The following is a 26,818-nucleotide window of genomic DNA, read 5'->3' as shown; positions in this document are numbered from 1 at the left end:
CGCAGTCATTAGGTCTTGCGAAAGCCCCTATCGCATCAACGTTCGACGCGATTGCGCGGGAACCGCCTGACCAGCCGGTCAGCCCTGCAAGCAGCCCATCAAGCCTTGAGACCAAAACCCTGCATCAGCCGCCTCGTCGCAAAATCGGGATTGCCTGAGGTGAAGACCGCAAAGTCGAAATTATCGGGATGCACGGCATCGGCGACATGCGGCACGAGGCTGCGGGCACGCCGGGCAATTGCCTCAGCGGGATCGAGCCAATCTACCGGCCAGGGCGCAAGTCGACGGAAGACGTTCGCCATGAAGGGATAGTGCGTGCAGGCGAGCACGACGATATCGGTCTTCGATCCGTCTTTCTCCACGAAGCATTGATCTATCTCGGAAAGAACAGCCTCATCCGACACCACATCACCGCGGATATAGGCCTCGGCCATTCGGGCCAGATTTTCGGACCCGACCAGACGCACATGGCACTGCTGCGCGAAGGACTGGATCAGGTCGCGCGTATAGGCCCGCTTGACCGTACCCGGCGTTGCCAACACGGAGACAAGCCCCGAGCGTGTCCGCTCGGCGGCCGGCTTGATCGCCGGTACCGTGCCGACGAAGGTCATCTGCGGAAACGCCGCACGCAGATCGGCGCCAACAAGCGTAAAGGCCGTGTTGCAGGCGATGATGCAGACTTCGGGATCATGCTCGTCAAGCAGCTTGGCGAAAAGACCAATGATCCGTTCCTTCAGTGCTTGCTCTTCCCAGCCGCCATAGGGAAAGCCGGCATCGTCAGCAATGTAGATGAAGCCGCGCTCCGGCATCAGCACGCGCGCCTCCCGCAATACGGTCAGCCCTCCGATACCGGAATCGAAGACCAGAACCGGTTTCAGCTCATTCAGCGCTGCTGTCATCTTCCGACTGTTCCTTGACGTCGACAGGCGGCCGCCTCCCGCGCGGATATTTCCGCGAGAAGCGGTCGAGGGAGGAGATTACGCCGCGCAACACGCTGATTTCCTGCTCCGTGAACGCGCGACGGGAAAGGACTGCCCTGAGGTTGTCTACCATTTTCGGCTTTTTCGCGGGTGGATGGAAATAGTTGCGTGCATCCAGCGCTTCTTCCAACTGGTCGTAGAGACCGAACAATTGTTCCTTCGTGGATTGCGTCTGCGACATCGCCTGGAAGGGAACGGATCCGACATCCTCCATGCCCGACTTCATCCACTCGTAGGACATCAGCAATACCGCCTGGGCGATGTTGAGCGACGCAAAGGCAGGATTGACCGGGAAGGTGACGATCTCGTCGGCCAGCGCAACCTCCTCGTTCGTGAGTCCCCAGCGCTCGCGGCCGAACAGGATGCCGCTGCCCTCGCCTGCCTGGAATTTCGCGCGCAGCGTTTGCGCCGCCACGACGGGCGACCGTACGGGCTTGAAGCCATCGCGCTCACGCGCTGTCGTTGCATAAACGAAGTTCAGGTCGGCGATAGCTTGCTCGAGTGTGTCGTAGACCTTGGTGCCCTCGATGACGTGGTCGGCCTTCGAGGCGGCGGCCTGTGCCTTCTCGTTCGGCCAACCGTCACGCGGATTGACGAGCCTCAGTACCGAGAGGCCGAAATTCGCCATGGCCCGCGCGACCATCCCAATGTTCTCCCCCATTTGGGGTTCGACGAGAATGATTACCGGACCTTCCGTGAGAAGTTGCCGCTCGCTGTTCGTGCCTGCCATGACGCTGGATCCTTTTGCTACGGGCGGAATAGCCAAGCCGGGCCGAAACGGCAAGGGTCAACCATTCGGGTAGAGGCGATCGAGCGTCGAGCCGATCATCTCGACCCCAAGGCGCGCACCCGCATGCGACAGCGGCAAATGCCGTTCCGGTGCACTGCTGGCCTTTTGGTCGACGAAGAAGCAGTCAGACTGGCGCTTTGCGAGAAGCGTCGCACGCTCACGTTCAGCATCGATCAGTTTCATGCCATCGTTGTCACACGCGCTCCTGTCGAAATCCTTCGCCAGGATTCGCGCCCAATAGGTCGCCGCAAGAAAGATCGCGAGCGTCTGCCGTATGTGTCCCGGCCTGGTGACAACCGACCAGGTCGAACCGAGTGGGCGAGCAGCTGCAGCTATGTCCCGGTAAGCCGCATCGAGCTTCTGCGAAAGAGCGATCAGCGCGTTCGTTGCTTCGCCCGCCGCTGCGGCAGAAAGCAGCTCTTCCAATGCCGAAAACCACGTCGCCAGCGCCGTATTGAGCGCGCTGCGCGTTCGCGCAGGAAAAACGACGAAGGCAATGAACGTGCCCGCTGCAGCCCCAAGCATTGTTTCTTCGACGCGCAGCAACAGCAGGTCGACTGTCAGCGATCCCGTCATGCCATAGACTAGGCAAAGCGCAATCGATACGAAGAAGGTCATTGTCGCGTAGGATGTCTGAAGAAAATAGAAGGCCAGAAAGATGGCAATCGTGGTGATTACTAGGGCAACCGCCATATGCCCCGTCAGAGCTGTTGCGAGAAACAAGCCCATCGCAATCCCGAACAGCGTCCCAAGCGAGCGTTGGAGGGCCTTCATCGCCGTATCACCACGCGAATTCGTGTTGGTGAACACCAGGAAGGATGCAAGCACCGCCCAGAACCAACGTTCGCGTGACAGCATCAGCCCGAGGGTCATTGCGATTGCCGATGCCAGCGTAATCTGCAGGGCCGCGCGGATCAGGGGATTGGCCAGCGAGAAGTCGATCTTCGCGGGAGCAGCAGTCGCTTCGGTTACGGCCCCGACTTCGGCAAATCCTGTCGAGTAGCCCTTCTCGATCGTTTCCGAGAGGAGCGCTCGCGCCTCTCCCAGCCGGATCAAGGATCGAGCCGTCTTGGCCTGCAGATCATCCGATTTCTTCGCCTCCACCAGAACGGGATCGCCCTCGATGACGGCATGAACGAGAGCGAACGGCGGCAAGCTCTGCGAGCTCAGCACAATCGCACTCTCCGCGGCAAGGTGGACGTCGAACAGTCGGATCGCCAGGATTGCCGCAGGCTCCGTACCATCAAACACGCCGGACGGCGGCCGCGGAATGAACCCCTCGGCCATCAGAACGACTTCCTTCAGGCGGTTTTCCAACTGCTCTAATTTGTGCGCATCCCTCGCCGTCATTCGCCCAACGGAGGCGAGCGTCGCGATCTTGAACAGGATCTGGTTGATGCGGCCGCGCACACTTTCGAGTGAGCGCAAGAGATCCGGGCGCCAATCATCGGGGAGGACAAGAGAGCGCACGACATGCCCGATCAATGCCGGAACGATGGGCCCCATCGCAATCAACGGAAGCTCACCAAGCGGGGGGCGGAAATAGGCACCCATGAAATAGGAGGTGAAGGCGAACATGCCGATTGCGTGTCCGCGTGGCCCGAACACTCGCCCGGCAGCAGCAAGAAAGATGATGATGAGAAAGGCCACATCCGAAACGATGCGATTTGATTCCAGGGCCGCGGCAAGGCCGACGACACAGACACTTGCGGCACAGCCGAGCAAGCGTGTCACGAGTTGCGGTGCGCTCCCCTTGTCCTTTACCGCGACGCCACCCTCGATCGACAGGACAAGCCCCAACCCATATGCGGCGGTCGGAAGCGGAAGCAGCAGCCTGTCGATTGCCAATAGCACCCCGAACGAGAGCGCCATTGTCAGCGTCACGCGCGACGCCATTCGCAAGCGCGAGAGCGCCGGGTCGTTGGCGAGAAGCCAGTCGCGGAAATCAAAATCGGAAAGCAAGCGGCCCTGGCCTCTCATTCAGCCCCCGACAGCCAATGGCCGAGGGAATTTCTCGACACACCGAGGACGGCCCCCCCATCACCCGAAGCGGCCGCCCTTCAACAACGAAAACGTAGCACACAGGCTTCGTTGGAAAAATGCAGTCCGCGCTTCACTGACCTTTGGCGATCTGCACCATCGTATTCTTGAGCGAGTTCGCCGGTTGCCCGGGATCGCCCTCGGTGACGATGTCGTCGATAACAGGCTTGCCGGCTTCTTCAAGCATCTCGAATCGAACGGTCGTCACCGCCTGCTTGTCCGATCCGTCGTCCATGCAGGTTGCCTTCTTGAAGGTGACGACGACCTCCGTCGCGCCACCGGCGGTCGGCTTCGGCTCATAGGTCAAATCTTCGAGTGGACACGCATCCTCACCATTCACGATCACATCGTAGTCGAAGGGCGAGACACCATCTTCGTCAGCAGCTGGGTTCTGGATCGCTCCCTGGTATTTCGTCACGAAATCCTTGCTGTAAAGCCGCGATAGCTTGCCCGGATCAAAGATGTCGATCCAGTCGCTATCTGCGCCCGACCAGTTCTTGATCGTCGCATCCATGATCTCCTTCACAGGCGCGGTAACGTCGGCGGCAAGCATCGGCGAGGTCGAACCGAGCAGGATCGCGAGGACAAGGGGAATCTTCTTCATGGCGAATATCCGGGCAATGGTTTTGCGCCGGAGACTAGCCATTTTCCTCCGCTTGGCAATGGCCGCAAAAACGCCGCCGCATCCTGCTTCCGGCTTTGCACTCCCGGTCCACAATGCTATAGCGCTCGGGATTTTTATATCACCCACCCGGGACGTCGGTCCCTTCCAAGCTTAACGAGGCAGATACATGAAGAAGATCAAGGTCGCCAATCCCGTCGCCGATCTCGACGGCGATGAAATGACTCGCATCATTTGGCAGCTCATCAAGGATAAGCTGATCCATCCGTATCTCGACCTCGAGATCGATTACTTCGATCTTTCCGTTGAAAACCGCGACGCCACAAATGACCAGGTGACGATCGACGCCGCCAACGCCATCAAGAAGCACGGCGTCGGCATCAAGTGCGCGACAATCACGCCAGATGAGGCACGCGTCAAGGAATTCAACCTCAAGCAGATGTGGAAGAGCCCGAACGGCACGATCCGCAACATCCTCGGCGGCGTCATCTTCCGCGAGCCGATCATCTGCAAGAACGTTCCGCGCCTGGTTCCCGGCTGGACGCAGCCGATCGTCGTTGGCCGTCATGCCTTCGGTGATCAATACCGCGCGACCGACTTCAAATTCCCGGGCAAGGGCAAGCTGACCATCAAGTTCGTCGGAGAAGACGGGCAGGTCATCGAAAAGGAAGTCTTCGACGCCCCCGGCGCCGGCGTTGCCATGGCCATGTACAACCTCGACGAGTCGATCCGCGAATTCGCCCGCGCTTCGATGATGTACGGCCTGATGCGCAAGTGGCCAGTCTACCTGTCGACCAAGAACACCATCCTCAAGGCCTATGACGGCCGCTTCAAGGACATCTTCGAGGAAGTCTACGAGACCGAGTTCAAGGACCAGTTCAAGGAAATCGGCATCACCTACGAGCACCGCCTGATCGACGACATGGTCGCTTCGGCGCTGAAGTGGTCCGGCGGCTATGTCTGGGCATGCAAGAACTACGACGGCGACGTCCAGTCGGACACGGTTGCCCAGGGCTTCGGTTCGCTCGGCCTGATGACCTCCGTTCTGCTTACGCCGGATGGCAAGACGGTCGAAGCCGAAGCCGCACACGGCACGGTTACCCGCCACTACCGCCAGCACCAGAAGGGCCAGGAAACCTCGACGAACTCAATCGCCTCGATCTTCGCCTGGACCCGCGGCCTCGCCCATCGTGCCAAGCTCGACGACAATGCGGAACTCGCAAAGTTCGCAGCGACGCTCGAAAAGGTTTGCGTCGACACCGTCGAAGCCGGCTTCATGACCAAGGACCTGGCGCTGCTCATCGGTCCGGATCAGCCGTGGCTCTCCACGACTGCCTTCCTCGACAAGATCGATCAGAACCTGCAGAAGGCGATGGCCTAAGCCAAGGCCAATATCCGAATGGACGGCGGGGATTTCCCCGCCGTTTTCGTTTCAAGGACAAGCAAAGGGAACAAGAGGATGACCATAACAATCCGTCCGCTGCAACCATCCGACCGGGTCGCCTGGGAGCCTCTGTGGGCCGGCTACCAGCGCTTCTACGAGGTTGTTATCCCGCCCGAGACGACGAACCTGACCTGGAGCCGATTTCAGGATCCAGGCGAAGACATGCACGCGCTTGGCGCCTTCGACGACAGCGGCCGCCTTGTCGGTATCGTTCATGCGATTTTCCACCGTTCGACCTGGCTGCCGAAATACACCTGCTATCTTCAGGACCTCTATGTCGACGACACGCAGCGCGGTCTCGGCACAGGTGCGGCTCTCATCGATGCCGTGGCGGATCTTGCCCGCGCGAATGGGGCTGGCCGGCTCTACTGGATGACGCATGAAACAAACGCCACCGCCCGAAGACTCTACGACAGGATCGCCGAACGATCCGGTTTCATCCAATATCGCAAGCCGCTGTAGATAGTTAGGGCCTTTGCGCCGGACCTCTCTGTCCTATGTCCCTGATGGCGGACTTGATACGCTGCATTCAGCAAACGAGGAGGAGTTCATGGCAGACGAACTGGTATTTTATACGAACCCCATGTCGCGCGGCCGCATCGCCCGCTGGATGCTGGAAGAGACAGGCGTACCGTACAAAACAGAGATCATGACCTTCGGCGGAACGATGAAGGCGCCTGAATATCTCGCCGTCAACCCGATGGGAAAGGTCCCGGCCATCAGGCACGGAAAAACGATCGTGACTGAGTGCGCAGCGATCTGCGCCTACCTCGCTGAGACCTTCCCCGAAGCCGGGCTCGCTCCAACATCAGATGAACGCGGCAGCTACTACCGCTGGATGTTCTTTACCGCCGGACCGCTGGAGGCAGCGGCGACCAACAAGGCATTGGGCTTCGAGACGCCACCAGACAAAGCCCGGATGGCGGGATATGGCAGTTTCGCCGACGTGATGAACGCGCTTGAAGGCGCCGTCAGTGCGACACCTTACGTTGCCGGCAATCGTTTCACGGGAGCCGATGTTTACGTCGGCTCCCATATTGGCTGGGGCATGAGCACAGGTACGCTTGAAAAGCGCCCAGCGTTCCTCAACTATCTCGGCCGCATCTCCGATCGCCCGGCCTACAAGCGTGCCACCGCGATCGATGACGAAGCCATGAAGGCTGCCCAGTAGAAACAGGTCGCTCAGGCAAGCGCCATGTAGATATCGGTCAAGAGCTCGGTCGGCGGAACCTCACGTGGGTTGTTGAGGTATTCCTCGAACATCACACTGTCGCGAAGCTGCCGACCCGAGGCGGGCAACCATTCCGCATAAAGCCACTGGTAAGCCTTGTGCATGTCTGCATAAGGCCCCTTGTGACGCAGTACGGCATACTCGCCTCCGTCGAGCATCCGCGCTTCGAACGGCGCCGTCGCGACAACCTCGCCGTCCGTAGTCACACATGCGATCGAGCGCAGCTTCTCGGGCGGCACGATATCGGGATCATCCAGATAAACACCGATCATCCGCATCGTCGGCTTGGCAAGCCCGCGCGCATAGAGCGTGCCGAACAAGGTCTCGAACGCCTTGCCGATCTGCATGTACGAGCCGGTGTGCGGCACTCCGAGCAATTGAATTGGCTCAATCTTCCGTAGGGTAACGTCGAACATCGCTGCAGTCTTTCCGTTAGGTGAGGGTTCAAAGGCTTTATGGCTTCCCTCTTTCCTGTACTGACCTGGCGGCATGCCATAGACCGATTTGAAGATACGGTTGAAAGACTGGAGGTTGGGATAGCCTGATCGCTTTGCTATCTCCCCGACAGAAAGATCCGTGCGAACCATGTCGCCGGCTGCACGATGCAGCCTTAATCGCTTGACTGTCGCCGCGAGTGTCTCGCCGAAAATCGCGTGGTAGATCCGATGCCAGTGGTAGCTCGACATGCAGGCGATCCCGGCAAGTTTATCCATGTCGAGTTCTTCGTCGAGATGATCATGGATATAGGCTGATACCCGTCTGAGACGGTTCTCGTAGAGCGCCCATGCCGTTTCGCCGTTCATTGTCAAAACCTCCTGCAAATCGATCGGCTGCAGAAAACCATAGCCCGGTTTGACAAATCCTGCGGACTTTGGCGAATCCGCAAAGAAAAAGGCGGGGACCAGCCCCGCCTCTCTAAGACCTTTACAAACTTCAATTCGCTCAGATTGCCAGTGCGACCGCAACGGCCTCAATGGCTTCATCAGCCTTCGTCCCATCCGGACCACCGGCCTGGGCCATATCGGGACGACCGCCGCCACCTTTGCCCCCAAGAGCCGCCGATGCAACGCGCACGAGATCGACGGCGCTGAACCGGCTCGTCAGATCCGGGGTCACGGCAACCACTGCGCTCGCCTTGCCGTCTTCGGCGACGCCGATCAGCGCGACGACACCGGAACCGAGGCTTGCCTTGCCATCATCGGCCAAGCCCTTGAGGTCCTTGGGATCGACTCCGGAAATTGCCTTGCCGAGGAACTTGACGCCGGCAACATCACGAACCGCATCGGCAGGGCCGCCCTGCCCTCCGCCCATCGCAAGCTTGCGTTTGGCATCGGCCAGCTCACGCTCGAGCTTCCGGCGTTCGTCCACCAGCGCCTCAACGCGAGCAAGAACATCGGCCGGCTGCACCTTCAGCGACGTTGCGAGCGATTTGACGCGCTCGTCCTGTTCCGCCAGGTATTCGCGCGCAGATTCGCCGGTGACCGCCTCGATACGACGCACGCCGGCGCCTACCGCGCTTTCGCCGAGAATGCGGATCAGCCCAATCTGACCGGTCGCGCCGACATGCGTGCCGCCGCAAAGTTCGATCGAATAGGCCTTGCCGGCCTTTGCGCCGCGCACGCCCTGGCCCATGGCCACGACGCGGACCTCGTCACCGTATTTTTCGCCGAACAGCGCCATGGCGCCTTCCGAGATCGCGTCATCGACGCTCATCAGGCGCGTCGTGACCGGCGAATTCTGCAACACGATCTCGTTCGCCATGTCCTCGACGACCTTCAGCTCGTCGGCCGTCATCGGCTTTGGATGCGAAACGTCGAAGCGCAGGCGCTCGGGCGCAACGAGCGAGCCCTTCTGAGCCACATGCGTGCCCAACACTTCGCGCAGCGCCTCGTGCAGCAAGTGGGTGGCGGAGTGGTTCGCGCGCAGACGCGAACGGCGCGCATGGTCGACCGTCAACGCAACCGGCTCGCCGGCCTTCACTGTGCCCTCGACAACAATGCCGATGTGGACGAAGAGGCCCTCGCCCTTCTTCTGGGTGTCGGTGATTTCAACCTTCGCGGTATCGGAGGTGATGACACCGGTATCGCCCATCTGGCCGCCGGACTCGCCGTAGAACGGCGTTTGGTTGACGACGATCTGAACCTTGTCGCCGGCCGACGCAGCATCGACCGCGGCACCGTCCTTCACGATGGCCTGAACAACGCCTTCTGCGGTCTCAGTGTCGTAGCCGAGGAACTCGGACGCGCCGTGCTTTTCCTTGAGTTCAAACCAGATCGTCTCGGTAGCCTTGTCGCCGGAGCCGGCCCAGTGCGAGCGCGCCTCGGCCTTCTGGCGTTCCATGGCGTCCGTAAAGCCTGATATGTCGACGCCGATTTCGCGGGCGCGCAGCGCATCCTGCGTCAGATCGAGTGGGAAGCCATAGGTGTCGTAAAGCTTGAACGCGGTTTCGCCGTCGAGCATGTCGCCCTTGCCGAGCGTCGTCGTTGCATCGGAAAGCAGTGAAAGACCACGCTCCAGCGTCTTGCGGAATCGAGTTTCCTCCAGCTTCAGCGTCTCGGAGATCAGCGATTCCGCACGCACCAGCTCCGGATAGGCGCGACCCATCTCCTGAACGAGTGTCGGCAACAGCTTCCAGATCATCGGTTCCTTGGCACCCAGGAGCTCGGCGTGGCGCATTGCGCGGCGCATGATGCGGCGAAGCACGTAGCCGCGGCCTTCGTTGGACGGCAACACGCCATCGGCAATCAGGAACGCGGAGGAGCGCAGGTGGTCGGCGATGACACGGTGGCTCGCACGGCGCTCGCCCTCGGCCCTTACACCCGTGACCTCCTCGGAAGCCTCGATCAGGGCACGGAACAGGTCAATGTCGTAGTTATCGTGCTTGCCCTGCAGAACTGCCGCGACGCGCTCCAGTCCCATACCGGTATCGATCGACGGACGCGGAAGGTCGATGCGCTCTTCCTTCGTGACCTGCTCGTACTGCATGAAGACGAGGTTCCAGATCTCGATGAAGCGGTCACCATCTTCCTCCGGCGAACCGGGAGGGCCGCCCCAGATGTGAGCGCCGTGGTCGTAGAAGATTTCCGAGCATGGGCCGCACGGGCCGGTATCACCCATCGCCCAGAAATTGTCGCTGGTGGGAATACGGATGATCTTCTCGTCCGGCAGGCCTGCGATCTTCTTCCAGAGGTTAAAGGCCTCATCATCCGTGTGATAGACGGTGACCAGCAGCCGCTTGGCGTCGAGCGCAAATTCCTTGGTGATCAGGTTCCAGGCAAGCTCGATCGCCCGCTCCTTGAAGTAATCGCCGAATGAGAAGTTGCCGAGCATCTCGAAGAAGGTGTGGTGGCGTGCGGTGTAGCCAACGTTATCAAGGTCGTTATGCTTGCCGCCGGCGCGGACGCACTTCTGCGCGGTCGAGGCCGTCTTGTATGGACGCTGCTCCAGACCGGTGAAAACGTTCTTGAACTGCACCATGCCGGCATTGGTGAACATCAGCGTCGGATCGTTGCGCGGCACCAGCGGGCTCGACGGAACGATTTCGTGGCCGTTCTTCTTGAAGTAGTCGAGGAAGGTCGACCGGATATCATTCACACCGCTCATGCTATGCCCTTCAATGCTGCCGGAAGGCAGGTCAAAACTTAAATCCAGTGGCTTTTATCGCTCGCCTTAACCACTGTCCAGCAGACAAACAAAACCGGCCGCAATCTCATTAGGAATGCGACCGGTTTTGAACTCTGGGAAACCGTCAGGCAAATCAGCCGTCTGCAGCCTCGTCGCCGTCATTTGCATCAGGGCCGCCATTCTGCAGGAAGCGGTCCGCAATCAGGCCAGCATTCTGACGAAGCGCCGTCTCGATCTCGCGCAGGAGATCCGGATTGTCACGCAGGAACAGCTTCGCATTTTCGCGGCCCTGGCCAAGACGCTGGCTGTTATAGGAGAACCAGGCCCCTGATTTCTCGACGATACCAGCCTTGACGCCAAGGTCGACCAACTCGCCGGTCTTCGAAACGCCTTCACCATACATGATGTCGAATTCGACCTGCTTGAAGGGAGGCGCCATCTTGTTCTTGACGACCTTGACGCGCGTCTGGTTGCCGATGACCTCTTCGCGCTCCTTGACCGCACCGATACGACGGATGTCGAGGCGAACGGACGCATAGAATTTCAGCGCGTTGCCGCCGGTCGTCGTTTCCGGCGAACCGAACATGACACCAATCTTCATGCGGATCTGGTTGATGAAGATGACCATGGTGTTGGACTTCGAAATCGAAGCCGTCAGCTTGCGCAGCGCCTGGCTCATCAGGCGCGCCTGAAGGCCCGGCAGATTGTCGCCCATTTCGCCTTCGATTTCGGCACGCGGCGTCAGCGCGGCAACCGAGTCGACAACAAGAACGTCGACAGCGCCGGAACGCACCAGCGTATCGGTGATCTCGAGCGCCTGCTCGCCAGTATCCGGCTGCGAGATCAGGAGGTTCTGCAGATCGACACCGAGCTTTCGGGCGTAAACCGGGTCAAGCGCGTGTTCCGCATCGACGAAGGCACAGATGCCACCCTTCTTCTGCGATTCCGCTATCGTCTGCAGCGCCAGCGTCGTCTTACCCGAGCTTTCTGGTCCGTAAATCTCAATGATACGGCCCTTTGGAAGGCCGCCGATGCCGAGCGCGATATCCAACCCGAGAGAACCTGTCGAAACCGTTTCGATCTCGACGACGTTCTCGTTCGAGCCGAGCTTCATGATTGAGCCCTTGCCGAACGACCGCTCGATCTGTGAGAGTGCCGCTTCAAGTGCCTTGCTTTTGTCCACCGATTTGTCCTCTACAAGCCGCAATGTATTCTGTGACATTCGATCCACCTTTAGGTTATTGAAGCCGCTCAAGCAATGTCGCCAGCGATGGCGATTTTGTACCGCATTTGTTCTCATTGCGCAAGCTGGGAGCAAATGATTGAAACAAAAAGGTAAAATTGCCAGTGTTCTACATTTGTTTTCGTGATGGAATGCAACGGCTTAGATATAGCGCTCTGGTCGCCAGCCGACCAGCGGCGGCAGGACGATTCGTATCTTTCGACCATGCGGGACGATGAAATGAAGCGGAAGATTCTTGTCCTCGGCGGAGCCCACATCGACAGGCGCGGACGCATCTCAGGTGACACCGTGCTCGGCGCCAGCAATCCAGGCTCATGGTTTGAGGAGCCGGGCGGCGGCGGCTTCAATGCGGCGCGCAACCTTGCCAGGTTGGGCTTCGATGTGACGATGATTTCACCGCGTGGCGGCGATCCGATCGGCGAGATGGTCGGCGAGGCGGCCGACTTCGCTGGGGTTCATGATCGCCCCTTCATTTTCCTGGATCGGAAGACGCCGAGTTACACCGCAATCATCGAGAACGACGGAAACCTCGTGATTGCGCTTGCCGACATGGATCTCTATCGGATGTTTGTGCCGCGGCGCCTTTCGATCCGTGCCGTACGTGACGCCTTTGCCGCCACCGATTTCATTCTCATTGATGCCAACCTGCCGGCAGAGACGCTGGCATCGATCGTCGAGCGCGCAAAAGCTCTCGGCAAGCCGGTGGGCGCGATCGCCATCTCGCCCGCGAAGGCCCTCAAGCTCAAACCATGCATCGAAGGGATCGACTATCTTTTCCTCAACGAGGCCGAGGCTGCCGCATTGAGCGGCGAGCGCCCAAACGATCCCGCGCACTGGCCGTCACTGCTGGGTGACATCGGTTTACGCGGTGGCGTCGTCACCCGCGGCCAACGCGAGCTGATCGCCTTCGCGGATCGCCATGTTGTTGCCCAGCAGCCGGCAAACCTCGAAGATGTCGCGGATGTCACCGGTGCGGGTGACTCGCTTGCAGCCGGCGTTATCTCCGGATTGATGCGTGGAATTTCCTTGGCCGATGCCATCAGGGAGGGCGCCGCGGCCGCGGCACTTACCGTACAATCGCCGCATGCCGTCAATGAAAACCTCTCCCCAGATCTCGTGAGGGAGACACTTTCCCTTGTTCCGCCGGCGAGAATTTTGCATTGAAGGCAATACCGATGAAATGGAAGCGACAATGACGAAACCGATCTCCCCCCTCCTGCCGATCGCCTACTCCAAGGAAGTCGCAAGCGCCAAGCAGCGCGGCGCGCCGATCGTGGCGCTTGAATCGACCATCATCACCCATGGCATGCCCTACCCTGGCAACATCGAGATGGCCCGCAGCGTCGAGGCGCTCATTCGTGAGCAGGGCGCGGTCCCAGCCACCATCGCGGTCATTCACGGTACGCTGCATATCGGCCTCGAATCCGACCAGTTGGAGCAATTGGCGCAGGCCAAGGACGTCCTCAAGGTTTCGCGCGCCGATCTCGCCTTTGCGATCGCCGAGCGCCGTCACGGCGCAACGACCGTCGCAGCAACGATGATCGCCGCCGAGCGTGCCGGCATCAAGGTCTTTGCAACGGGTGGCATCGGTGGCGTCCACCGCGGCGCGGAAGAAAGCTTCGATATCTCCGCTGACCTCGAGGAACTCGGCCGCACCAGCGTCATCGTCGTTTGTGCCGGCGCCAAGGCGATCCTCGATATACCGAAGACCCTTGAAGTCCTGGAGACCGCGGGCGTGCCTGTCGTCACCTACGAGAGCGAGGAATTCCCGGCCTTCTGGTCACGCTCGTCCGGATTGCGCAGTCCGCTGACGCTGAACAGCCCGGCTGCCATCGCCAACTTCCAGACTGTACGTGAGCAGCTCGGCATTGACGGCGGCATGCTCATTGCCAATCCGGTGCCGGAGGCAGACGAGATCCCCCGCGAGGAAATGGAAATCTATATCGAGCGCGCCCTCGACAGCGCCGAGCGCGACGAAATCAGCGGCAAGGAAGTAACCCCTTACCTGCTCAGCACGATCTTCGACCTGACCGACGGCCAGAGCCTAAAGACCAACATTGCGTTGGTGGAAAACAATGCTCGACTCGCGGCAGAAATTGCCGTCGCGCTGGCTGGCTGAGTTTGAAGAAGGGGCGCTGCGGCGCCCCTTAACTGTCCAGCGTCTCCTTGACGACGACGGCAAGCTGCTTGAGGGAGAACGGCTTCGGCAGGAAGCCGAACTTGGAATCCGGCGGCAGGTTGCGGGCAAACGCGTCTTCGGCATAGCCTGAAACGAAGATGAATTTCAGGTTCGGATAGTTCTTGCGCAGTTCGCGCAGCAGCGATGGACCATCCATCTCCGGCATCACGACATCCGAAACGACAATGTCGACCTTACCCGCGAGCTCGTCCATGATATCGAGCGCCTCGACGCCGGACCCGGCCTCGTAAACTGTATAGCCGCGCGTCTCAAGCATGCGCTTGCCGCCGCGACGCACCGCTTCCTCATCCTCGACCAGCAGGATCACGGCCGAGCCTGTCAGATCCTCGGGCTGCTCCACCGCGGTGGGCGCCTGTTCCGCAGGTGTGCCGATAGTAGGCGTGACGGCATCGCCTTCCGCGGCAACCGCTGGCTCGACAATGTGGCGCGGCAGGAAGACGCGGAACGTCGTGCCTTTGCCAACTTCCGACTCCGGCTGAATGTAGCCGCCCGATTGCTTGACGATGCCGTAAACCATCGCGAGGCCAAGGCCCGTTCCCTTGCCCACTTCTTTCGTCGTGAAGAAGGGCTCGAAAATCTTGTCCATGATCTCAGGCGCAATGCCGGTCCCGTTGTCCGAGACCTCGATGAGGACCATGTCCTCATGCGGCATGTAGGAATAGTTGAAAGCCGCCACCTCTGCCGCCGTCACGTTCTTCGTGCGAAGCGTCAGCTTCCCGCCCTGCGGCATCGCATCTCGCGCGTTGACGCAGAGGTTTATCAGCACCTGCTCGAACTGCGACAGGTCGGTCTTCACAGGCCAGAGATCACGGCCATACTCGACGTCGAGCTTTACGTTGGTACCGGACAGCAGGCGATCGACCAGCATCCTGAGGTCGCCAACCACATCGGTGAGATTGAGCACCGTCGGCCGCATCGTTTGCTTGCGCGAGAACGCCAGCAGTTGCCGCACGAGCACGGCCGCGCGATTGGCGTTGCGCTTGATTTCCATCAGATCCGCAAAGCCAGGGTCCGCCGGCCGGGCCTGCAGCAGCAGATGATCGGAGGACAGCAGGATCGCGGTCAGGACGTTGTTGAAGTCGTGCGCGATCCCGCCCGCGAGTGTGCCGACCGCATTCATCTTCTGCGTCTGCGCCATCTGCGCTTCGAGCGCCTTCTGCTCAGTCACCTCGACGGCATAGACAATCGCCGCCTCTTCCGGCGTCTCGTCGCTCTGGTCGATCACCGCGTTGACGTAGAAGCGGAAATGGCGTGCTTCATCGGTCGGCGTGCGCGAATCGATCGGCGGGATATCGCCCTGGCGGTCCTTCGCCGCCGCGAGCGCCTGCTGCAGTTTGGATTTGTCGCTGTCCTGCACAATGACTTCGAGCAGTGCGCCGTTCTCGACATCGTCTCGGGAAACGATACCCGAAAACAGCTTCAGGAATGGGGCATTGGTTCGCAGGATCCTGCCTGCCCCATCCACCGAGGCAATCGCCATCGGCGTGTTGTTGAAAAAGCGGGTGAATCGCATCGCGGCCGCCGAGGCGGACTGATCGTTCTCGCCGCTCTTCTGCCGCGTCAGTACGATCGACCGGCTCTCTCCAGGAGCGCCATCGCGCATTGACGTCACGCTGTGGACGATCTGCGCCGGCAGGCTCTGGCCGTTCATCTTCTTCAAGTCGAGATCGAGCGTCACCGTCTTTTTCAGGCCCGGATCGGCCTGCACCGACTGAATAAGCGCAAGCCCCTCGCCCGCGACAAAATCGCCGATCGTGACCGAACCCGGAACGAACTTGGTAAGATCGATGCCAAGCCATTCCGCCAGCGTTGCGTTGAGGTAGAAGATCTCTCCCTTGCGGCCGGCCGAAAAGAACCCGGCTGGTGCGTGGTCGAGATAGTCGATCGCATTCTGCAGTTCCTTGAAGAACCGCTCCTGATCGTCGCGCTCGGAGGTAATGTCGCTGATCTGCCAGATGTGGAGCGGCTTGCGTCCGATCTCCTCGCTCTGCAGGGTCCGTGCTTTCAGGCGGTACCAATGCGCTCCGGAACCGTTTGTCGAGGGGCCCAGGGACCGCAGCAGCCGGAATTCTTCGCTCCCCTCCCGGCCTTCGCGAAGCCCGTTGGAAAGGCGATAGAGCGCCTCGTTCGATTCCCGATGACGCGACAGCAGCGCTTCGAGCGTCTGAACTTCAGTTGACTTGCGAGCGCCCGTCAACTCGCCATAGGCCGCGTTCGCATAAACGATACGGCCTTTGTCGTCGGTGATGAGAGAGCCGTCGGGGTGACTGTTCAAAAATGCCCGCGCCAGGCTGTCGGACTGCCGCTGCGGCATGACTTCGATAAAGCCGATCACCGACGACACGAGGAAGAAGATCCCGACCATGGCAAGCACGCCGAGAACGCCGAGCACCATTTCGTTGTCGAGAGAACTCTTGAAAACGACGAACGCCGCGGCTGCGCCGATCAGCACAAGGGCCAGCAGGATGATCCGCAAAGCCGTTCCCGTGCGGCCCCCGCGGTCCAAGAGCGGTTCGCTATAATCGTCGGCCTGACGCGGTCTCGTCATCTATTCCCTCGCATGGCCTGCCGGGCTTCACTCGTAACAGGGAGACAAAGCAGGAATCAGGCGCCTTTTCCTTCTTACCAATTTGCGGTCTCCGCAAAAACACTGCTCTCTGTGAAGACTGATTGAATTCACAACGAAGAGCGCCAATTTCGCCATTAAAATGCGTTGTTAAGAAAGCATGTTCGAATTCCACTTCGGGTTGGCATGACTGGACAAGGCCATCACGACTTGTCTACGAAGTGGTAAAAGTCGCCATGTGGTTCAAAACCGCGAAGGGAGTAAGCCAAGATGTTCGATGATCTCATGGGAGCCTATGGGAGCCGCTTCCTTCTCGCAGCCGGCGGCGTTGGCATAGCTCTATTACTGCTGATCGTCGTGCTCTGGTTCATGCGTAACCGCGCACCTTCGCCCTTCCTTCGGGGGGGCCGCAACCGCCAACCACGGCTGCAGGTCCTCGATGCAGCCGCCGTCGATGCGCGCCGCCGCCTCGTCCTCGTCCGTCGGGATGACGTCGAGCATCTGATCATGATCGGCGGGCCGACCGATATCGTCATCGAGAGCAGGATTGGTGAGGCCACCGACAAGTCCGCACCGGTCGAGGCAACTGCTCAACCAGCCCCAGCCCTGGTGGCGCCGGCTCCTGCCCCTGTCGCGCCACCACAGCTCGAGGCAGCGCCAGAGCCGCCGGCGCCCGTTCACATCGTACCGACCGAATCCCAGTATGTGCCCCCGGTCCGCGGTCATACGCCATCCGAACCCTACGTGCCCGAACGTGCGCCGATCGAAGCCAGGCCAGAACCGGTCATGGTTGCGACTCCCGCCTCGCCTGCGCCCGTCATCGCCGAACGTGAGCGTGCCCCACGCCCAGCGCCGTCTTTCGAGCCGCGTCCTGAACCGCGACCGGCACCAGCCCCGATCGAAGCCTCGGCCGCGGCAGACATCCTCGATTCCGCCCGTCAACGCGTGTTGCCGCAGCAGCGCATCGAGCCGCAGGTGACGCAGCCTTCCGTCCGGAGCACTCCCGCGCCCGCACAGCCGTCATCGGCGTTCGTCGAGGTTGGCACGCTGGCGCCTGCCGCGCAGCCGAGCGACTTCCAGCGCATTCTCGAAGAGGAAATGACGAGCACGCTTGCCGCCGAGCGTATTGTGCCGGCGCCACAGGCGCCCGCCGCAAAACCCGGTCCGGCGTCAGGCAACCAGCCTCGCCGCGATCCTGAAATGGCGCCGCTCACCGGCGCGGATGCCGCTCTTCAAAACGAAGTCGCACGCATTTTCGGCGAGATGAGCGTTAACCGCGACAAGTAGCGGATCAACCGAACAAAACAAAAAGGGCGCCACGGTTTGCGTCGCGGTGCCCTTTTTGTTGTCGGTATGTAGGGACTTATTCGTCCCGGTAGACTTTTTCCCGCCGCTCGTGCCGCTCTTGAGCCTCGATAGAGAGCGTCGCAATCGGTCGAGCATCAAGCCGCTTGAGCCCGATCGGCTCTCCGGTCTCCTCGCAATAGCCGTAGGTGCCGTCTTCGATACGTTGCAGTGCTGCGTCGATCTTGGAAATCAGCTTTCTCTGGCGATCGCGGGCGCGCAGTTCGATGGCCCGGTCGGTTTCGGACGATGCCCTGTCAGCAAGATCCGGGTGGTTTGCGCTTTCCTCGGCCAAGTGGTCGAGGGTTTCGCGCGCCTCTCTGAGGATGTCATTCTTCCAGGCGACCAGCTTGGCTCTGAAGTAAGCCCGCTGATTGCCGTTCATGAACTCTTCCTCTTCCGAGGGTACGTAGTTGCTAAGATCGATCTTCTCACTCAACGCGATTCTCCTGAAGCAGATCTCATGTGGCGGGTGTATATCGCGAGCACTACTGGTGATTCAAGCCAAATACGCTAGGTAAACAGTTTTTTAAATCTGTCATATTTTTGAGCTAACAGACTATTTTCTCATCACTATTCCCCCGAACGCCTATTCGCCTCCCGGTAACCCCGCACTTTCCTACCCGGATTTGGCCGCAACACCTGGCGCTGCGGTTGACGTGCGTGCCGCCGACCCGCTACTGAAAAAGTCCCTTCGACGTGGATTTTCCTATGGCTGCAATCACGCCTCCACCCTCCCGGATCTATCTGCTGCGGCATGCCGAAGCCGCTTGGGCAACACCCGGGCAGCGTGATTTCGACCGTCCCCTGAACGCGAAAGGCTATGCAGACGCCGAGCTCATCGCCGACAAAGCGGCGGACAAGGGGTACCGGCCGGATCTGCTTCTGAGCTCGACGGCAGCGCGTTGCCGCGATACTGCCGACGCGGTGCATCGGGCCATGGGCTCCACGCTCGAGCTTCGATTCGTCGATGAACTCTACAATGCATCGCCTGATATCTACCTCGAGATCATCGACGCCCAGGAGGCGCTCGGCTCTGTCATGCTTGTCGGCCACAATCCGACCATGGAGCAGACGCTTGAAGCGCTGATCGGTCACGAGGCGCTCCATCAGGCACTGCCGACAGGCTTTCCGACTGCCGGACTTGCGGTTCTGGACTATGACAGCGAGTTGACAGGCTGGCAGCTCGTTGATTTCGTGATCGACTAAGGTCTTTTCGCGGAACGTCTTTTCGCGTCGATCTGCCCTTCCTATATGGCTTGTCACGATTAGAAACCGGAACTCCGCCTTGCCGCCCAGCCTGACCTCACTCTCCGATGACGCGCGCATCGCCCTGGACAATTTCGCGGACCGGGCATCGGGCCTCATCAATCCCACGGTGCGCCTTGGCGTCACTGGCTTGTCGCGTTCCGGCAAGACGGTCTTCATTTCCTCGCTGCTACACAATCTGCTGCACGGCGGGCGGCTGCCTCTCTTCGAGCCAGTGCAGTCAGGTCGTGTCTCGGCGGTGCGTCTTGAGCAGCAGCCGGATGATGCCGTGCCGCGCTTCCAGTACGAAGATCACATCCGCTCACTCGTGAAGGACCGCGTTTGGCCCGATTCGACGCGAGCAATCTCTGAACTGCGCATTACGCTCGAATACCAGAGCGCCAGCGGCTGGAACCGGCTCTTCTCGCCCGGCCGCCTGTCGATCGACATTGTCGATTATCCAGGCGAGTGGCTTCTTGACCTTCCGTTGCTTGGAAAGGACTATCGGACGTTTTGCGAAGAGACGATCGCCTTGGCCGGAACGGGCATTCGTGCGGAACTCTCACGCGCCTGGCTTGCCCTTACACGCGCCACAGATAGCAACGCCCCGGCAGACGAAATGCGGGCTCGCGACCTCGCCACCGCTTTTGCCGATTATCTGAAAGCCTGCAAAGCCGATGAACGCTCGCTTTCCACGCTGCCGCCTGGCCGCCTCCTGCTACCCGGCGATCTCGACGGCTCTCCTGCCCTGACCTTCGCGCCGCTTGCACTCACGCCGGAAGCCAAGCCGCAAAAGGGATCGCTTTGGGCGATGATGGAACGACGCTATGAGGCCTACAAATCCGTCGTCGTGAAGCCCTTCTTTCGCGAACACTTCGCCCGTCTCGACAGGCAGATTGTCCTCGTCGATGCGCTGCAAGCCATCAACCGTGGTCCGGAGGCCGTGCAGGACCTCGAACGCGCCCTGACGGACGTTCTGGCCTGCTTCCGCTCGGGCACGAACTCATGGCTGACGTCGCTGCTTGGCCGCCGTATCGATCGCGTCCTTGTCGCCGCAACCAAAGCTGACCACCTGCACCATGAAAGCCATGACCGGCTCGACGCCCTCACCCGCCGCCTGGTCGACCGTGCCGTCCAACGCATTGGTGTCACAGGCGCGGGAATCGACGTCATGGCACTGGCTTCGGTCCGCGCCACGCGCGAAGCGACGGTGAAACGCGACGGCCATGACCTCCCGGTCATCGTCGGAACACCGATGGCAGGCGAGACCATCGGTGGAGAGAGCTTTGACGGCCACAAGAAGACGGCAATCTTTCCGGGCGACCTGCCGGCAGACCCGGAGAACCTGTTCGAGCGTATCGAATCCGGAGAAAATATCGTGCTGCCCGATGTCAGCGTTGTGCGTTTTCGGCCGCCGCACCTCGAAGAGACCGGTGGCGGCATAAAGCTTTCGGTCCCGCATATTCGCCTCGACCGTGCCATGCAGTTTCTGTTCGGAGATCGCCTCGCATGATCAAGCCGCCCTCCGAACACCCCGCACGGCGCGCGCCGGCCGCCTTCTCCTACGAGGAGGACACGCCCTCCACGCCTGTCACGACCAAACACAGCCCGCGAAAGCCCGGTAGCTTCACGGACGATGTCGTGCTGACCGCCGACGAGGACGATCCATTCCTCAACCCCGAAAAGGATGTCCCTCCAATTGCTGTCGCCCTGCCGCGCAAGCGTGGCACCTCATTCGCGAAAATCGCTGCCGCCGCTTTCGGCGTTCTCTTCTCCCTCGCCTTCGGGCTTTGGACCGACAGCCTCATCCGCAATCTCTTCAGCCGCGCGGATTGGCTCGGCTATGCGGCCCTTGGAGCGCTCGCAATCGGCATTCTGGCGGTGATTGCCATCGTCGTTCGTGAAACGGCGGGCATGATGCGGTTGGCGGCCGTGCAGGAAATCAAGGCGGAAGCTGAGGCCGCCATGGTGGAGACGAAGTCGGCGAAGGCACGTGCGCTGGTCAAGCGGCTGGAATCGTTGCTCTCCGGAAAGCCGGAGACGGCGAAGGGCCGGGCCACGTTGAAGGCGGCGGAAGGCGACATCATCGACCCACCGCATCTCATCGCCCTCGCGGAACGCGAGCTTCTGGCACCGCTCGACCGGCAGGCGCGGGCCTTGATCGTCAACGCTTCGAAACGGGTCTCCATCGTTACGGCGGTCAGCCCGCGCGCGATCGTCGATCTCCTGTACGTGCTCTACGAGGCGGCCCGGCTTGTCCGAGCCATGGCGGATCTTTATGGCGGCCGGCCGGGAACGCTGGGCATGATCCGGCTGATGCGTGATGTTCTGGCGCACCTCGCCGTGACGGGCTCGATCGCGGTCGGCGATAGCCTCGTGCAGCAGGTACTTGGCCATGGATTGGCGTCGAAGCTTTCGGCGCGCCTCGGCGAAGGCGTCATCAACGGCCTGATGACGGCCCGCATCGGGATCGCGGCGATGGATCTTTGCCGTCCCCTTTCTTTTCACGCGCTGAAACGTCCGGGAATCGGCGATTTCATCGGGGACCTGACACCGTCCATGACAGCGCGCGACAAGAATTCCTGAGAATTGAAACTTTCGTCGCGCCTGCCGTGGCAGAAGCGCTGCACCAAAATACTCGTCAAGAATTCAACGCACTAACATTCCGCGCCGTCCTCTGCGAGCCGCGGAATTACTTGCTGCTCAGTGCTTTTCGGCCTAAAAGAAACCAAGCATTAACCATTCATCGGCAAAACTTGAACCTAGTTAAGCGATGGTGTCGCTAGGGAAAATCCATGTATTCGCGCAAGTTTCTTCTTCTTTTCGGCCTGGCTGCGGTGGCGTTGTCACCGGCCGCCGACATGGCTTCGTCGGCGACTGCGGCGACACGTGACAAAGCCTTTTTCGAGTCTGTCGCCGGCACTTGGCGCGGTCCCGGCGAGATCGTTGCCGGAAAGTACAAAGGCACGAAATTCACCTGCAATCTGGTGGGCGAACCAGTGAGCGCCGGAGGTGCTGGCATCAAGCTCGACGGAAGCTGCAGGGTCGGCGTCTTCAAGCAGCCGATGACCGCGCTCATCACCCAGTCGGGGAGTTCCTACAAGGGGAAGTTTCTTGACGGCGCCGAAGGCAAGGGGCTCGACGTCGTGTCAGGTGCTGTCACGCAGGATACCGTCGTCGTCGGCCTCAATCGCTCCAAGCTCAACGGCGCCATGATCGCCCGTGTCCGTGACGACAAGACCATGAACGTCACCGTTTCGGTCAAGGTCGAAAGCCAGATGATCCCTGTCATCGGCCTGACGCTGACGCGCCAGGTCGACGAAATCACGGTCGGCTCTGTCGAATAGCGTTCCAACCCCAGACATTCCAAAGCGGCGGATTTTCCGCCGCTTTTGCATTTCAGGCGATATGCCACCAAGCGCTGCTTTGATCGGCCACTTCGATCCCCTGCACATCGGCCTTCGCCAGCCACTCGAGAACGGTTGTTCCTTCGACAAGCATGTCAGGCGCAAAATCGGCAAGCGGCATCAGCACGAAGCCACGGTCCGTCATGCGCGGGTGCGGTAGCTCAAGTCGCGGTGCCGATTGCACCACATCAGCGTAGGTCAGGACATCAATATCGAGCGTTCGCGGCCCCCACCGCTCGATACGCTCGCGCTTCATCTCCCGTTCGATATCGAGGCAGACGTCGAGAAGCGCCTCGGGGCCAAGCGTTGTCTGGATTTCAGCACAAGCGTTGAAGAAATAGGACTGGTCGGTCTTTCCCCATGGCGGCGTCCGATAGAGCCGCGACACGGCTACCACACGACAATCGGAGCGCTGGTCAAGCGCCCTCAATGCCACGGCCATCGCGTGCACAGGCTCGCCGAGATTGCCGCCAAGGCCGAGTGTTGCCGTCTTGAAAATGGACTCAGGCAAAGTGTTCGACGCTCACCTGAACGAAATCCAGAACGCCCGGCACCGGCGCGTTCGGCTTGCGCACCGTAATCTTTGCACGCGTGATTTGCGGAAACTTCGAACACAGCCCTTTGGCGATATCAAGCGCAAGCGCCTCGATCAGATAGCGACGCTTGCCCGTCACGATCTCCTCGATCACGGTGAAGGCAATGCCATAATTGACCGTGTCATTGATGGAATCGCTCTCCAGGGCGTCGCCGGCGACGACGTCGAGCTCGGCATCCACAAAGAAGCGCTGGCCGAGGAACTCTTCTTCGTCATGAACGCCATGGCGGGCAAAGAAGGCACAGTTCTGAAGCGTGATGGTGTAGGTGGTGCTCATGCCAATTGTCCCTGCTCAAAGCTATAGCGCGCCGCGAGCATAGCATCGGCGATGGCCAAAGCGTCCTTGTTGATTGCGACATCGTGTACACGAAAAATGCTAGCGCCCGCCAAACGCAACAATACGCTTGTCGCAGCCGTTCCCACATCCCGATCGGCGGCTTCCCGACCTGTGATCGCGCCGACGAAACGCTTGCGCGACGTGCCGGCAAGCAGCGGCAACCCCAAGCGGCGCAGTTCTCCGAAACGCGCCATCAGTTCCACATTCTCCTGTATATCCTTGGCAAAGCCGAAGCCCGGATCCAGTACGATGCGATCCTTGGGCACGCCGGCCGCCGAAGCGAGCGCGAGCGAGCGCTCCAGGAAGTAGAACTGGTCTCCGATCACATCCGGAAGCTTCTCCCGATCGCGGCCGGTATGCATCAGGCACAGTCCCGCACTGGTATCGGCTGCGATCCTTCCCACCTCCGGCTCCTTCTGCAACCCGAATACGTCGTTGATTACATGCGCGCCTGCAGCGACGGCAAGCCGGGCGGTCTCAGCGCGATAGGTGTCGATCGAGATCAAGGCATCGGTCTTGCCGCGCAACGCCTCGATCACCGGCAGCACCCGGGCCTGTTCTTCCAGTGGAGTGACGACGTCTGCGCCGGGGCGCGTCGATTCACCGCCAATGTCGATGATCTCAGCGCCATCGCTTACCGCCTGGAGCGCATACGTCACGGCCGCATCGACCGTCTCGTATCGCCCGCCGTCCGAGAAAGAATCCGGTGTCACGTTGACGATCGCCATAAGGACGGCGCGCGCGCCCAGTTCGATCTCGCGGCCATGCCCGACGCGCCAGAAACTGCTCTCAAGCTGTGCCAACGGCATTCATCCTATCGATCGAAAAAGGCGCCCATGACCTTGCACTGGCCGTGGCTATGCCCCAAGCTCCGGCAAACTTCAACATGAGTATCTGCAGAATGCATTCCGTACCGCGTTATATGCCCCTCCTCCTCGGCTTTTCCATGGCCGTAGCGGCGTGCAGCCCAGCTGCCGCCACCGTAATCGCGACGCGAAGCTATTCCTATTTTCCCATCAAGGGCAAAACCGCGGACCAACTCGACCAGCAACTGAGCATCAACGGGCCGACGGCCAGTGGCTCGTCCGCCCGCCACCCGGGTGCGACCAAGATCCGCTTCGGCGGCGATGCGACCTATGTTCAGGCCGGAGGGCGCTGCCGCGTCTCCAGCGCCAAGGTCACCGTCCATACGCAGATAATCCTGCCCCGCTGGACCGACCGCAAGGGTGCCAGCAAGCAGTTGTCAATCATCTGGGATGCACTTGCGAGCGACATCAAGCGGCACGAGGAGCGCCATGCAGAGATCGCGCGAAACCAGGCGCGTGTCATGGAAAAGCAGATCCTCGCACTTCCACCGCAGCGCAGCTGCGAGCGTATGCAGGAGCTCGTCACCGAGGTATCGACCCGCGGCATCGATGAGCACGACAGGTTGCAGGCCCGATTCGACCGAATCGAAGCCGTCAATTTTCAAAGTCGAATGATGAGACTTCTGAACGATCGGATTAAAATATCCGGCGGCGCAAGATAGCTGATTCTCAAGCTTAACGCGATCACAAAAGGTTAGCCGCGTAACAAAACTTGTGCGAAACCGCAATCGCCCCAGTGATTTAGTGGTTATTTCTCGGTCTAGCTAAATCAACCATAACGCGGTAATATTCAAACATTCGAAAGTTCAGGTCCGTAAGCCCGAACTTTCGCTCCTGGGTTCTCCTGGCGCGTTGCGAAGCCGCGGATGATCCTCCCTCGTCCGCAGGTAATGCGCCTACCTCGCCTCGCTCGTCTAACGGCAAGCGAGGCTTTTTTTGGACTGTGGTGGAATCAGGCCTGCCGCTCGGGCACGTGAACCACGAGCCCGTCCAGAGCCGCCTTCATTCTGATCTGACAGGAGAGGCGCGACGTCGGACGCACGTCAAAGGCGAAATCGAGCATGTCCTCTTCCATCGCCTCAGGCGAGCCGACGCGTTCCGTCCATTCGTCGTCGACGTAGACGTGACAGGTCGCGCAGGCACATGCGCCGCCGCATTCGGCCTCGATACCTGGTACCGAATTGCGCACGGCATTTTCCATAACGGTCGATCCCTGATCGACATCAAGATCGAAGCGCGTGCCGTCGAAGGCGACAATGGTCAGTTTGGGCATGATGATTTCCGGTGGTCGTCAATGGGAGGGTTTGGATTTTTTCTTCCAACAAATCGCCGAGGCAGTCAACATCGACCGCTCGGTGTCCTTCATCACAGATTGAGAAGCGACGCGCTTGTCAAAATGCGCCATGCTGGCGGTCACAAAAAGACCCGCTGCTCCGAAATGGATCAGCGGGCCTCTATTCCGTCAGATTTATAGAACTCAGCGGCAAAGCTTGAGGATAAAATTCTCCGCTTCGATCACGGCAGTACCGACCGCCGCCATGCTGGCCGCGTCGCCGCAATTGCCCTCAAGCGCCTCGGCAGCCGCATGGACGCGAAACGCCCCAACCGCTCCGGCCGCGCCCTTGAGGCGATGGGCCGCGGCTTCAACGATCTTCGCGTCACCGGACGATATTTCCTGCAGGCAGGCCCGCGCCTGACGCGCAAACATTTGCAGAACTTCGATTTCCAGGCTCTTGTCGCCCATTGTCTGGTTTGCCAGATGCACAAGATCTACCGGACGCTCCTGTGAAGGCCGAGGTCCCTTGCAAATGTCGGGCGCCGCAAACGCAATACTGACTGCTGCCATGTGCCAATCCTCCGTCGTCCATGCCGACTTTCCACAAAAGTGCGGGCACCGAGTGGCCATCGCGTTAAATTCCGGCACATTCAGGGCGGATTTCTTGAGGTATGGTTAACGCCAGCTAAACGTCTCTAACGCTTTGGTTTCAAAGGCCCGCTTTTATTAAATGATGTTAACAAGACCTTATTATCCGGGAATTTGAGCGGTTGCGTTAATTGTCTAGCAGTCCCGGATGTGTCACTACGATACTACTGGGCGAGCTTTCCGGTACCTGCCTTTGCTCGCCAAGTGGATAATGGTAATGTTTTGATACCGTCTGTATGAAAAAGCAGCTATCCACTCTGAAATGATATGCTTATCCGTCCTCGGCAATGTCGACGGGCGGGCTCAGAGGCTAAGGTTTTGTGCGGGCTCCGCGGGAAGCCCGAGGCGTTGTTGAAC

Annotated in this window: 25 protein-coding genes; 11 read left to right on the top strand and 14 right to left on the bottom strand. The window is 60.2% G+C overall.

The annotated features are described in order from the left end of the window. Positions 1-98 precede the first annotated feature (98 nt). From murI to RHIBUN_RS0125170, 4 genes are all read right to left on the bottom strand, one after another. Complete coding sequence (gene murI / locus RHIBUN_RS0125185) at positions 99-899, bottom strand: glutamate racemase (RefSeq protein WP_025661695.1); 801 nt, start codon at positions 897-899, stop codon at positions 99-101. Next, the gene (locus tag RHIBUN_RS0125180; protein ID WP_018854861.1) at positions 880-1,710 is read right to left on the bottom strand and encodes an RNA methyltransferase; all 831 of its coding nucleotides are present in this window, start codon (positions 1,708-1,710) and stop codon (positions 880-882) included. Before RHIBUN_RS0125180 ends, murI begins: the two co-directional genes overlap by 20 nt. 57 nt (positions 1,711-1,767) lie before the next feature. Next, positions 1,768-3,750, bottom strand: a complete 1,983-nt coding sequence (locus RHIBUN_RS0125175) for an FUSC family protein (protein ID WP_084659809.1) — start codon at positions 3,748-3,750, stop codon at positions 1,768-1,770. A gap of 133 nt (positions 3,751-3,883) precedes the next feature. Then, positions 3,884-4,414 carry a hypothetical protein gene (locus tag RHIBUN_RS0125170; protein ID WP_025661693.1) on the bottom strand — a complete coding sequence of 177 codons (531 nt, stop codon included), beginning with the start codon at positions 4,412-4,414 and terminating at the stop codon, positions 3,884-3,886. A gap of 187 nt (positions 4,415-4,601) precedes the next feature. Between RHIBUN_RS0125170 and RHIBUN_RS0125165 the strand changes: the two genes are divergently transcribed. The 3 genes from RHIBUN_RS0125165 (at position 4,602) to RHIBUN_RS0125155 (ending at position 7,047) form a co-directional block, all read left to right on the top strand. After that, on the top strand, positions 4,602-5,813 hold the full coding sequence (locus tag RHIBUN_RS0125165; RefSeq protein WP_018854858.1) for an NADP-dependent isocitrate dehydrogenase: 1,212 nt from the start codon (positions 4,602-4,604) through the stop codon (positions 5,811-5,813). A 78-nt stretch (positions 5,814-5,891) separates the two neighbouring features. Further along, on the top strand, positions 5,892-6,338 hold the full coding sequence (locus RHIBUN_RS0125160; protein WP_025661692.1) for a GNAT family N-acetyltransferase: 447 nt from the start codon (positions 5,892-5,894) through the stop codon (positions 6,336-6,338). Positions 6,339-6,426: 88 nt separating this feature from the next. Beyond that, positions 6,427-7,047 (top strand): glutathione S-transferase family protein, encoded by a 621-nt coding sequence (locus RHIBUN_RS0125155; protein WP_018854856.1) that lies wholly within the window; start codon positions 6,427-6,429, stop codon positions 7,045-7,047. 11 nt (positions 7,048-7,058) lie between these two features. Here the strand turns inward: RHIBUN_RS0125155 and RHIBUN_RS0125150 are convergent, their stop codons facing one another. The 3 genes from RHIBUN_RS0125150 to recA form a co-directional block, all read right to left on the bottom strand. Continuing rightward, a complete protein-coding gene (locus tag RHIBUN_RS0125150) occupies positions 7,059-7,910 on the bottom strand; it encodes an AraC family transcriptional regulator (RefSeq protein ID WP_025661691.1) in 852 nt (283 codons plus the stop codon). Between the two features lie 139 nt (positions 7,911-8,049). Continuing rightward, complete coding sequence (gene alaS / locus RHIBUN_RS0125145; protein WP_025661690.1) at positions 8,050-10,710, bottom strand: alanine--tRNA ligase; 2,661 nt, start codon at positions 10,708-10,710, stop codon at positions 8,050-8,052. A 154-nt stretch (positions 10,711-10,864) separates the two neighbouring features. Beyond that, on the bottom strand, positions 10,865-11,953 hold the full coding sequence (gene recA / locus RHIBUN_RS0125140) for a recombinase RecA (protein ID WP_016554154.1): 1,089 nt from the start codon (positions 11,951-11,953) through the stop codon (positions 10,865-10,867). A 240-nt stretch (positions 11,954-12,193) separates the two neighbouring features. Between recA and RHIBUN_RS0125135 the strand changes: the two genes are divergently transcribed. Both RHIBUN_RS0125135 and RHIBUN_RS0125130 read left to right on the top strand, forming a co-directional pair. After that, positions 12,194-13,138 carry a carbohydrate kinase family protein gene (locus RHIBUN_RS0125135; RefSeq protein ID WP_025661689.1) on the top strand — a complete coding sequence of 315 codons (945 nt, stop codon included), beginning with the start codon at positions 12,194-12,196 and terminating at the stop codon, positions 13,136-13,138. 28 nt (positions 13,139-13,166) lie between these two features. Continuing rightward, a complete protein-coding gene (locus RHIBUN_RS0125130) occupies positions 13,167-14,093 on the top strand; it encodes a pseudouridine-5'-phosphate glycosidase (RefSeq protein WP_025661688.1) in 927 nt (308 codons plus the stop codon). Between the two features lie 28 nt (positions 14,094-14,121). On the opposite strand, the gene RHIBUN_RS0125125 is transcribed toward RHIBUN_RS0125130, so the two are convergent. Beyond that, entirely contained in the window at positions 14,122-16,722 is a 2,601-nt protein-coding gene (locus RHIBUN_RS0125125) for a PAS domain-containing sensor histidine kinase (protein WP_025661687.1), read from the bottom strand. Between the two features lie 288 nt (positions 16,723-17,010). Between RHIBUN_RS0125125 and RHIBUN_RS0125120 the strand changes: the two genes are divergently transcribed. Beyond that, on the top strand, positions 17,011-18,027 hold the full coding sequence (locus tag RHIBUN_RS0125120; RefSeq protein WP_025661686.1) for a flagellar biosynthetic protein FliO: 1,017 nt from the start codon (positions 17,011-17,013) through the stop codon (positions 18,025-18,027). A gap of 76 nt (positions 18,028-18,103) precedes the next feature. On the opposite strand, the gene dksA is transcribed toward RHIBUN_RS0125120, so the two are convergent. After that, positions 18,104-18,523, bottom strand: a complete 420-nt coding sequence (gene dksA / locus RHIBUN_RS0125115; RefSeq protein WP_007532954.1) for an RNA polymerase-binding protein DksA — start codon at positions 18,521-18,523, stop codon at positions 18,104-18,106. A gap of 272 nt (positions 18,524-18,795) precedes the next feature. Here dksA and RHIBUN_RS0125110 point away from each other — a divergent pair, with 272 nt between their 5' ends. The 4 genes from RHIBUN_RS0125110 to RHIBUN_RS0125095 all read left to right on the top strand — a co-directional run bounded on the left by RHIBUN_RS0125110 (position 18,796) and on the right by RHIBUN_RS0125095 (position 22,679). Next, positions 18,796-19,293 (top strand): histidine phosphatase family protein, encoded by a 498-nt coding sequence (locus tag RHIBUN_RS0125110; RefSeq protein WP_018854849.1) that lies wholly within the window; start codon positions 18,796-18,798, stop codon positions 19,291-19,293. A 79-nt stretch (positions 19,294-19,372) separates the two neighbouring features. Continuing rightward, positions 19,373-20,845: a YcjX family protein gene (locus tag RHIBUN_RS0125105; protein ID WP_025661685.1), complete on the top strand. Its 1,473-nt coding sequence runs from the start codon at positions 19,373-19,375 to the stop codon at positions 20,843-20,845. After that, the gene (locus RHIBUN_RS0125100) at positions 20,842-21,918 is read left to right on the top strand and encodes a TIGR01620 family protein (RefSeq protein WP_025661684.1); all 1,077 of its coding nucleotides are present in this window, start codon (positions 20,842-20,844) and stop codon (positions 21,916-21,918) included. Before RHIBUN_RS0125105 ends, RHIBUN_RS0125100 begins: the two co-directional genes overlap by 4 nt. 209 nt (positions 21,919-22,127) lie before the next feature. Next, positions 22,128-22,679, top strand: a complete 552-nt coding sequence (locus RHIBUN_RS0125095) for a hypothetical protein (RefSeq protein WP_018854846.1) — start codon at positions 22,128-22,130, stop codon at positions 22,677-22,679. A 52-nt stretch (positions 22,680-22,731) separates the two neighbouring features. On the opposite strand, the gene folK is transcribed toward RHIBUN_RS0125095, so the two are convergent. From folK to folP, 3 genes are read right to left on the bottom strand one after another with little or no spacing between them, the layout of a single operon-like run. After that, positions 22,732-23,250, bottom strand: coding sequence for a 2-amino-4-hydroxy-6-hydroxymethyldihydropteridine diphosphokinase (gene folK / locus RHIBUN_RS0125090; RefSeq protein WP_025661683.1), 519 nt, complete (start codon positions 23,248-23,250; stop codon positions 22,732-22,734). Next, complete coding sequence (gene folB, locus RHIBUN_RS0125085) at positions 23,243-23,611, bottom strand: dihydroneopterin aldolase (protein WP_025661682.1); 369 nt, start codon at positions 23,609-23,611, stop codon at positions 23,243-23,245. Before folB ends, folK begins: the two co-directional genes overlap by 8 nt. After that, a complete protein-coding gene (gene folP, locus RHIBUN_RS0125080; protein WP_025661681.1) occupies positions 23,608-24,474 on the bottom strand; it encodes a dihydropteroate synthase in 867 nt (288 codons plus the stop codon). Before folP ends, folB begins: the two co-directional genes overlap by 4 nt. A gap of 98 nt (positions 24,475-24,572) precedes the next feature. Here folP and RHIBUN_RS0125075 point away from each other — a divergent pair, with 98 nt between their 5' ends. Further along, a complete protein-coding gene (locus RHIBUN_RS0125075) occupies positions 24,573-25,199 on the top strand; it encodes a DUF922 domain-containing protein (protein ID WP_025661680.1) in 627 nt (208 codons plus the stop codon). A gap of 290 nt (positions 25,200-25,489) precedes the next feature. Here RHIBUN_RS0125075 and RHIBUN_RS0125070 read toward each other — a convergent pair whose 3' ends face one another. Together RHIBUN_RS0125070 and RHIBUN_RS0125060 are read right to left on the bottom strand one after the other, a co-directional pair. Next, on the bottom strand, positions 25,490-25,810 hold the full coding sequence (locus RHIBUN_RS0125070; protein ID WP_018854842.1) for a 2Fe-2S iron-sulfur cluster-binding protein: 321 nt from the start codon (positions 25,808-25,810) through the stop codon (positions 25,490-25,492). 204 nt (positions 25,811-26,014) lie between these two features. Further along, the gene (locus RHIBUN_RS0125060) at positions 26,015-26,383 is read right to left on the bottom strand and encodes an Hpt domain-containing protein (RefSeq protein ID WP_025661679.1); all 369 of its coding nucleotides are present in this window, start codon (positions 26,381-26,383) and stop codon (positions 26,015-26,017) included. Positions 26,384-26,818: the final 435 nt, after the last annotated feature.

Origin of the sequence: Rhizobium sp. IBUN (assembly GCF_000510625.1) — a bacterium.
In the GTDB taxonomy this organism is placed as follows: Bacteria; Pseudomonadota; Alphaproteobacteria; order Rhizobiales; family Rhizobiaceae; genus Rhizobium; species Rhizobium altiplani.
Note: the sequence above shows the minus strand (reverse complement) of the source record. Positions and strands in the feature narration are given on the sequence as shown.

What these genes read in the sequence shown, in the direction of transcription:
- RHIBUN_RS0125180 (WP_018854861.1), bottom strand. Translation starts at nt 1,710, where the DNA reads ATGGCAGGCACGAACAGCGAGCGGCAACTTCTCACGGAAGGTCCGGTA.
- RHIBUN_RS0125125 (WP_025661687.1), bottom strand. Translation starts at nt 16,722, where the DNA reads ATGACGAGACCGCGTCAGGCCGACGATTATAGCGAACCGCTCTTGGAC.
- RHIBUN_RS0125060 (WP_025661679.1), bottom strand. Translation starts at nt 26,383, where the DNA reads ATGGCAGCAGTCAGTATTGCGTTTGCGGCGCCCGACATTTGCAAGGGA.
- murI (WP_025661695.1), bottom strand. Translation starts at nt 899, where the DNA reads ATGACAGCAGCGCTGAATGAGCTGAAACCGGTTCTGGTCTTCGATTCC.
- alaS (WP_025661690.1), bottom strand. Translation starts at nt 10,710, where the DNA reads ATGAGCGGTGTGAATGATATCCGGTCGACCTTCCTCGACTACTTCAAG.
- RHIBUN_RS0125100 (WP_025661684.1), top strand. Translation starts at nt 20,842, where the DNA reads ATGATCAAGCCGCCCTCCGAACACCCCGCACGGCGCGCGCCGGCCGCC.
- RHIBUN_RS0125120 (WP_025661686.1), top strand. Translation starts at nt 17,011, where the DNA reads ATGTTCGATGATCTCATGGGAGCCTATGGGAGCCGCTTCCTTCTCGCA.
- RHIBUN_RS0125135 (WP_025661689.1), top strand. Translation starts at nt 12,194, where the DNA reads ATGAAGCGGAAGATTCTTGTCCTCGGCGGAGCCCACATCGACAGGCGC.
- RHIBUN_RS0125095 (WP_018854846.1), top strand. Translation starts at nt 22,128, where the DNA reads ATGTATTCGCGCAAGTTTCTTCTTCTTTTCGGCCTGGCTGCGGTGGCG.
- RHIBUN_RS0125110 (WP_018854849.1), top strand. Translation starts at nt 18,796, where the DNA reads ATGGCTGCAATCACGCCTCCACCCTCCCGGATCTATCTGCTGCGGCAT.
- RHIBUN_RS0125170 (WP_025661693.1), bottom strand. Translation starts at nt 4,414, where the DNA reads ATGAAGAAGATTCCCCTTGTCCTCGCGATCCTGCTCGGTTCGACCTCG.
- RHIBUN_RS0125160 (WP_025661692.1), top strand. Translation starts at nt 5,892, where the DNA reads ATGACCATAACAATCCGTCCGCTGCAACCATCCGACCGGGTCGCCTGG.
- recA (WP_016554154.1), bottom strand. Translation starts at nt 11,953, where the DNA reads ATGTCACAGAATACATTGCGGCTTGTAGAGGACAAATCGGTGGACAAA.
- RHIBUN_RS0125070 (WP_018854842.1), bottom strand. Translation starts at nt 25,810, where the DNA reads ATGCCCAAACTGACCATTGTCGCCTTCGACGGCACGCGCTTCGATCTT.
- RHIBUN_RS0125130 (WP_025661688.1), top strand. Translation starts at nt 13,167, where the DNA reads ATGACGAAACCGATCTCCCCCCTCCTGCCGATCGCCTACTCCAAGGAA.
- RHIBUN_RS0125175 (WP_084659809.1), bottom strand. Translation starts at nt 3,750, where the DNA reads ATGAGAGGCCAGGGCCGCTTGCTTTCCGATTTTGATTTCCGCGACTGG.
- RHIBUN_RS0125165 (WP_018854858.1), top strand. Translation starts at nt 4,602, where the DNA reads ATGAAGAAGATCAAGGTCGCCAATCCCGTCGCCGATCTCGACGGCGAT.
- RHIBUN_RS0125075 (WP_025661680.1), top strand. Translation starts at nt 24,573, where the DNA reads ATGCATTCCGTACCGCGTTATATGCCCCTCCTCCTCGGCTTTTCCATG.
- folB (WP_025661682.1), bottom strand. Translation starts at nt 23,611, where the DNA reads ATGAGCACCACCTACACCATCACGCTTCAGAACTGTGCCTTCTTTGCC.
- RHIBUN_RS0125155 (WP_018854856.1), top strand. Translation starts at nt 6,427, where the DNA reads ATGGCAGACGAACTGGTATTTTATACGAACCCCATGTCGCGCGGCCGC.
- RHIBUN_RS0125150 (WP_025661691.1), bottom strand. Translation starts at nt 7,910, where the DNA reads ATGAACGGCGAAACGGCATGGGCGCTCTACGAGAACCGTCTCAGACGG.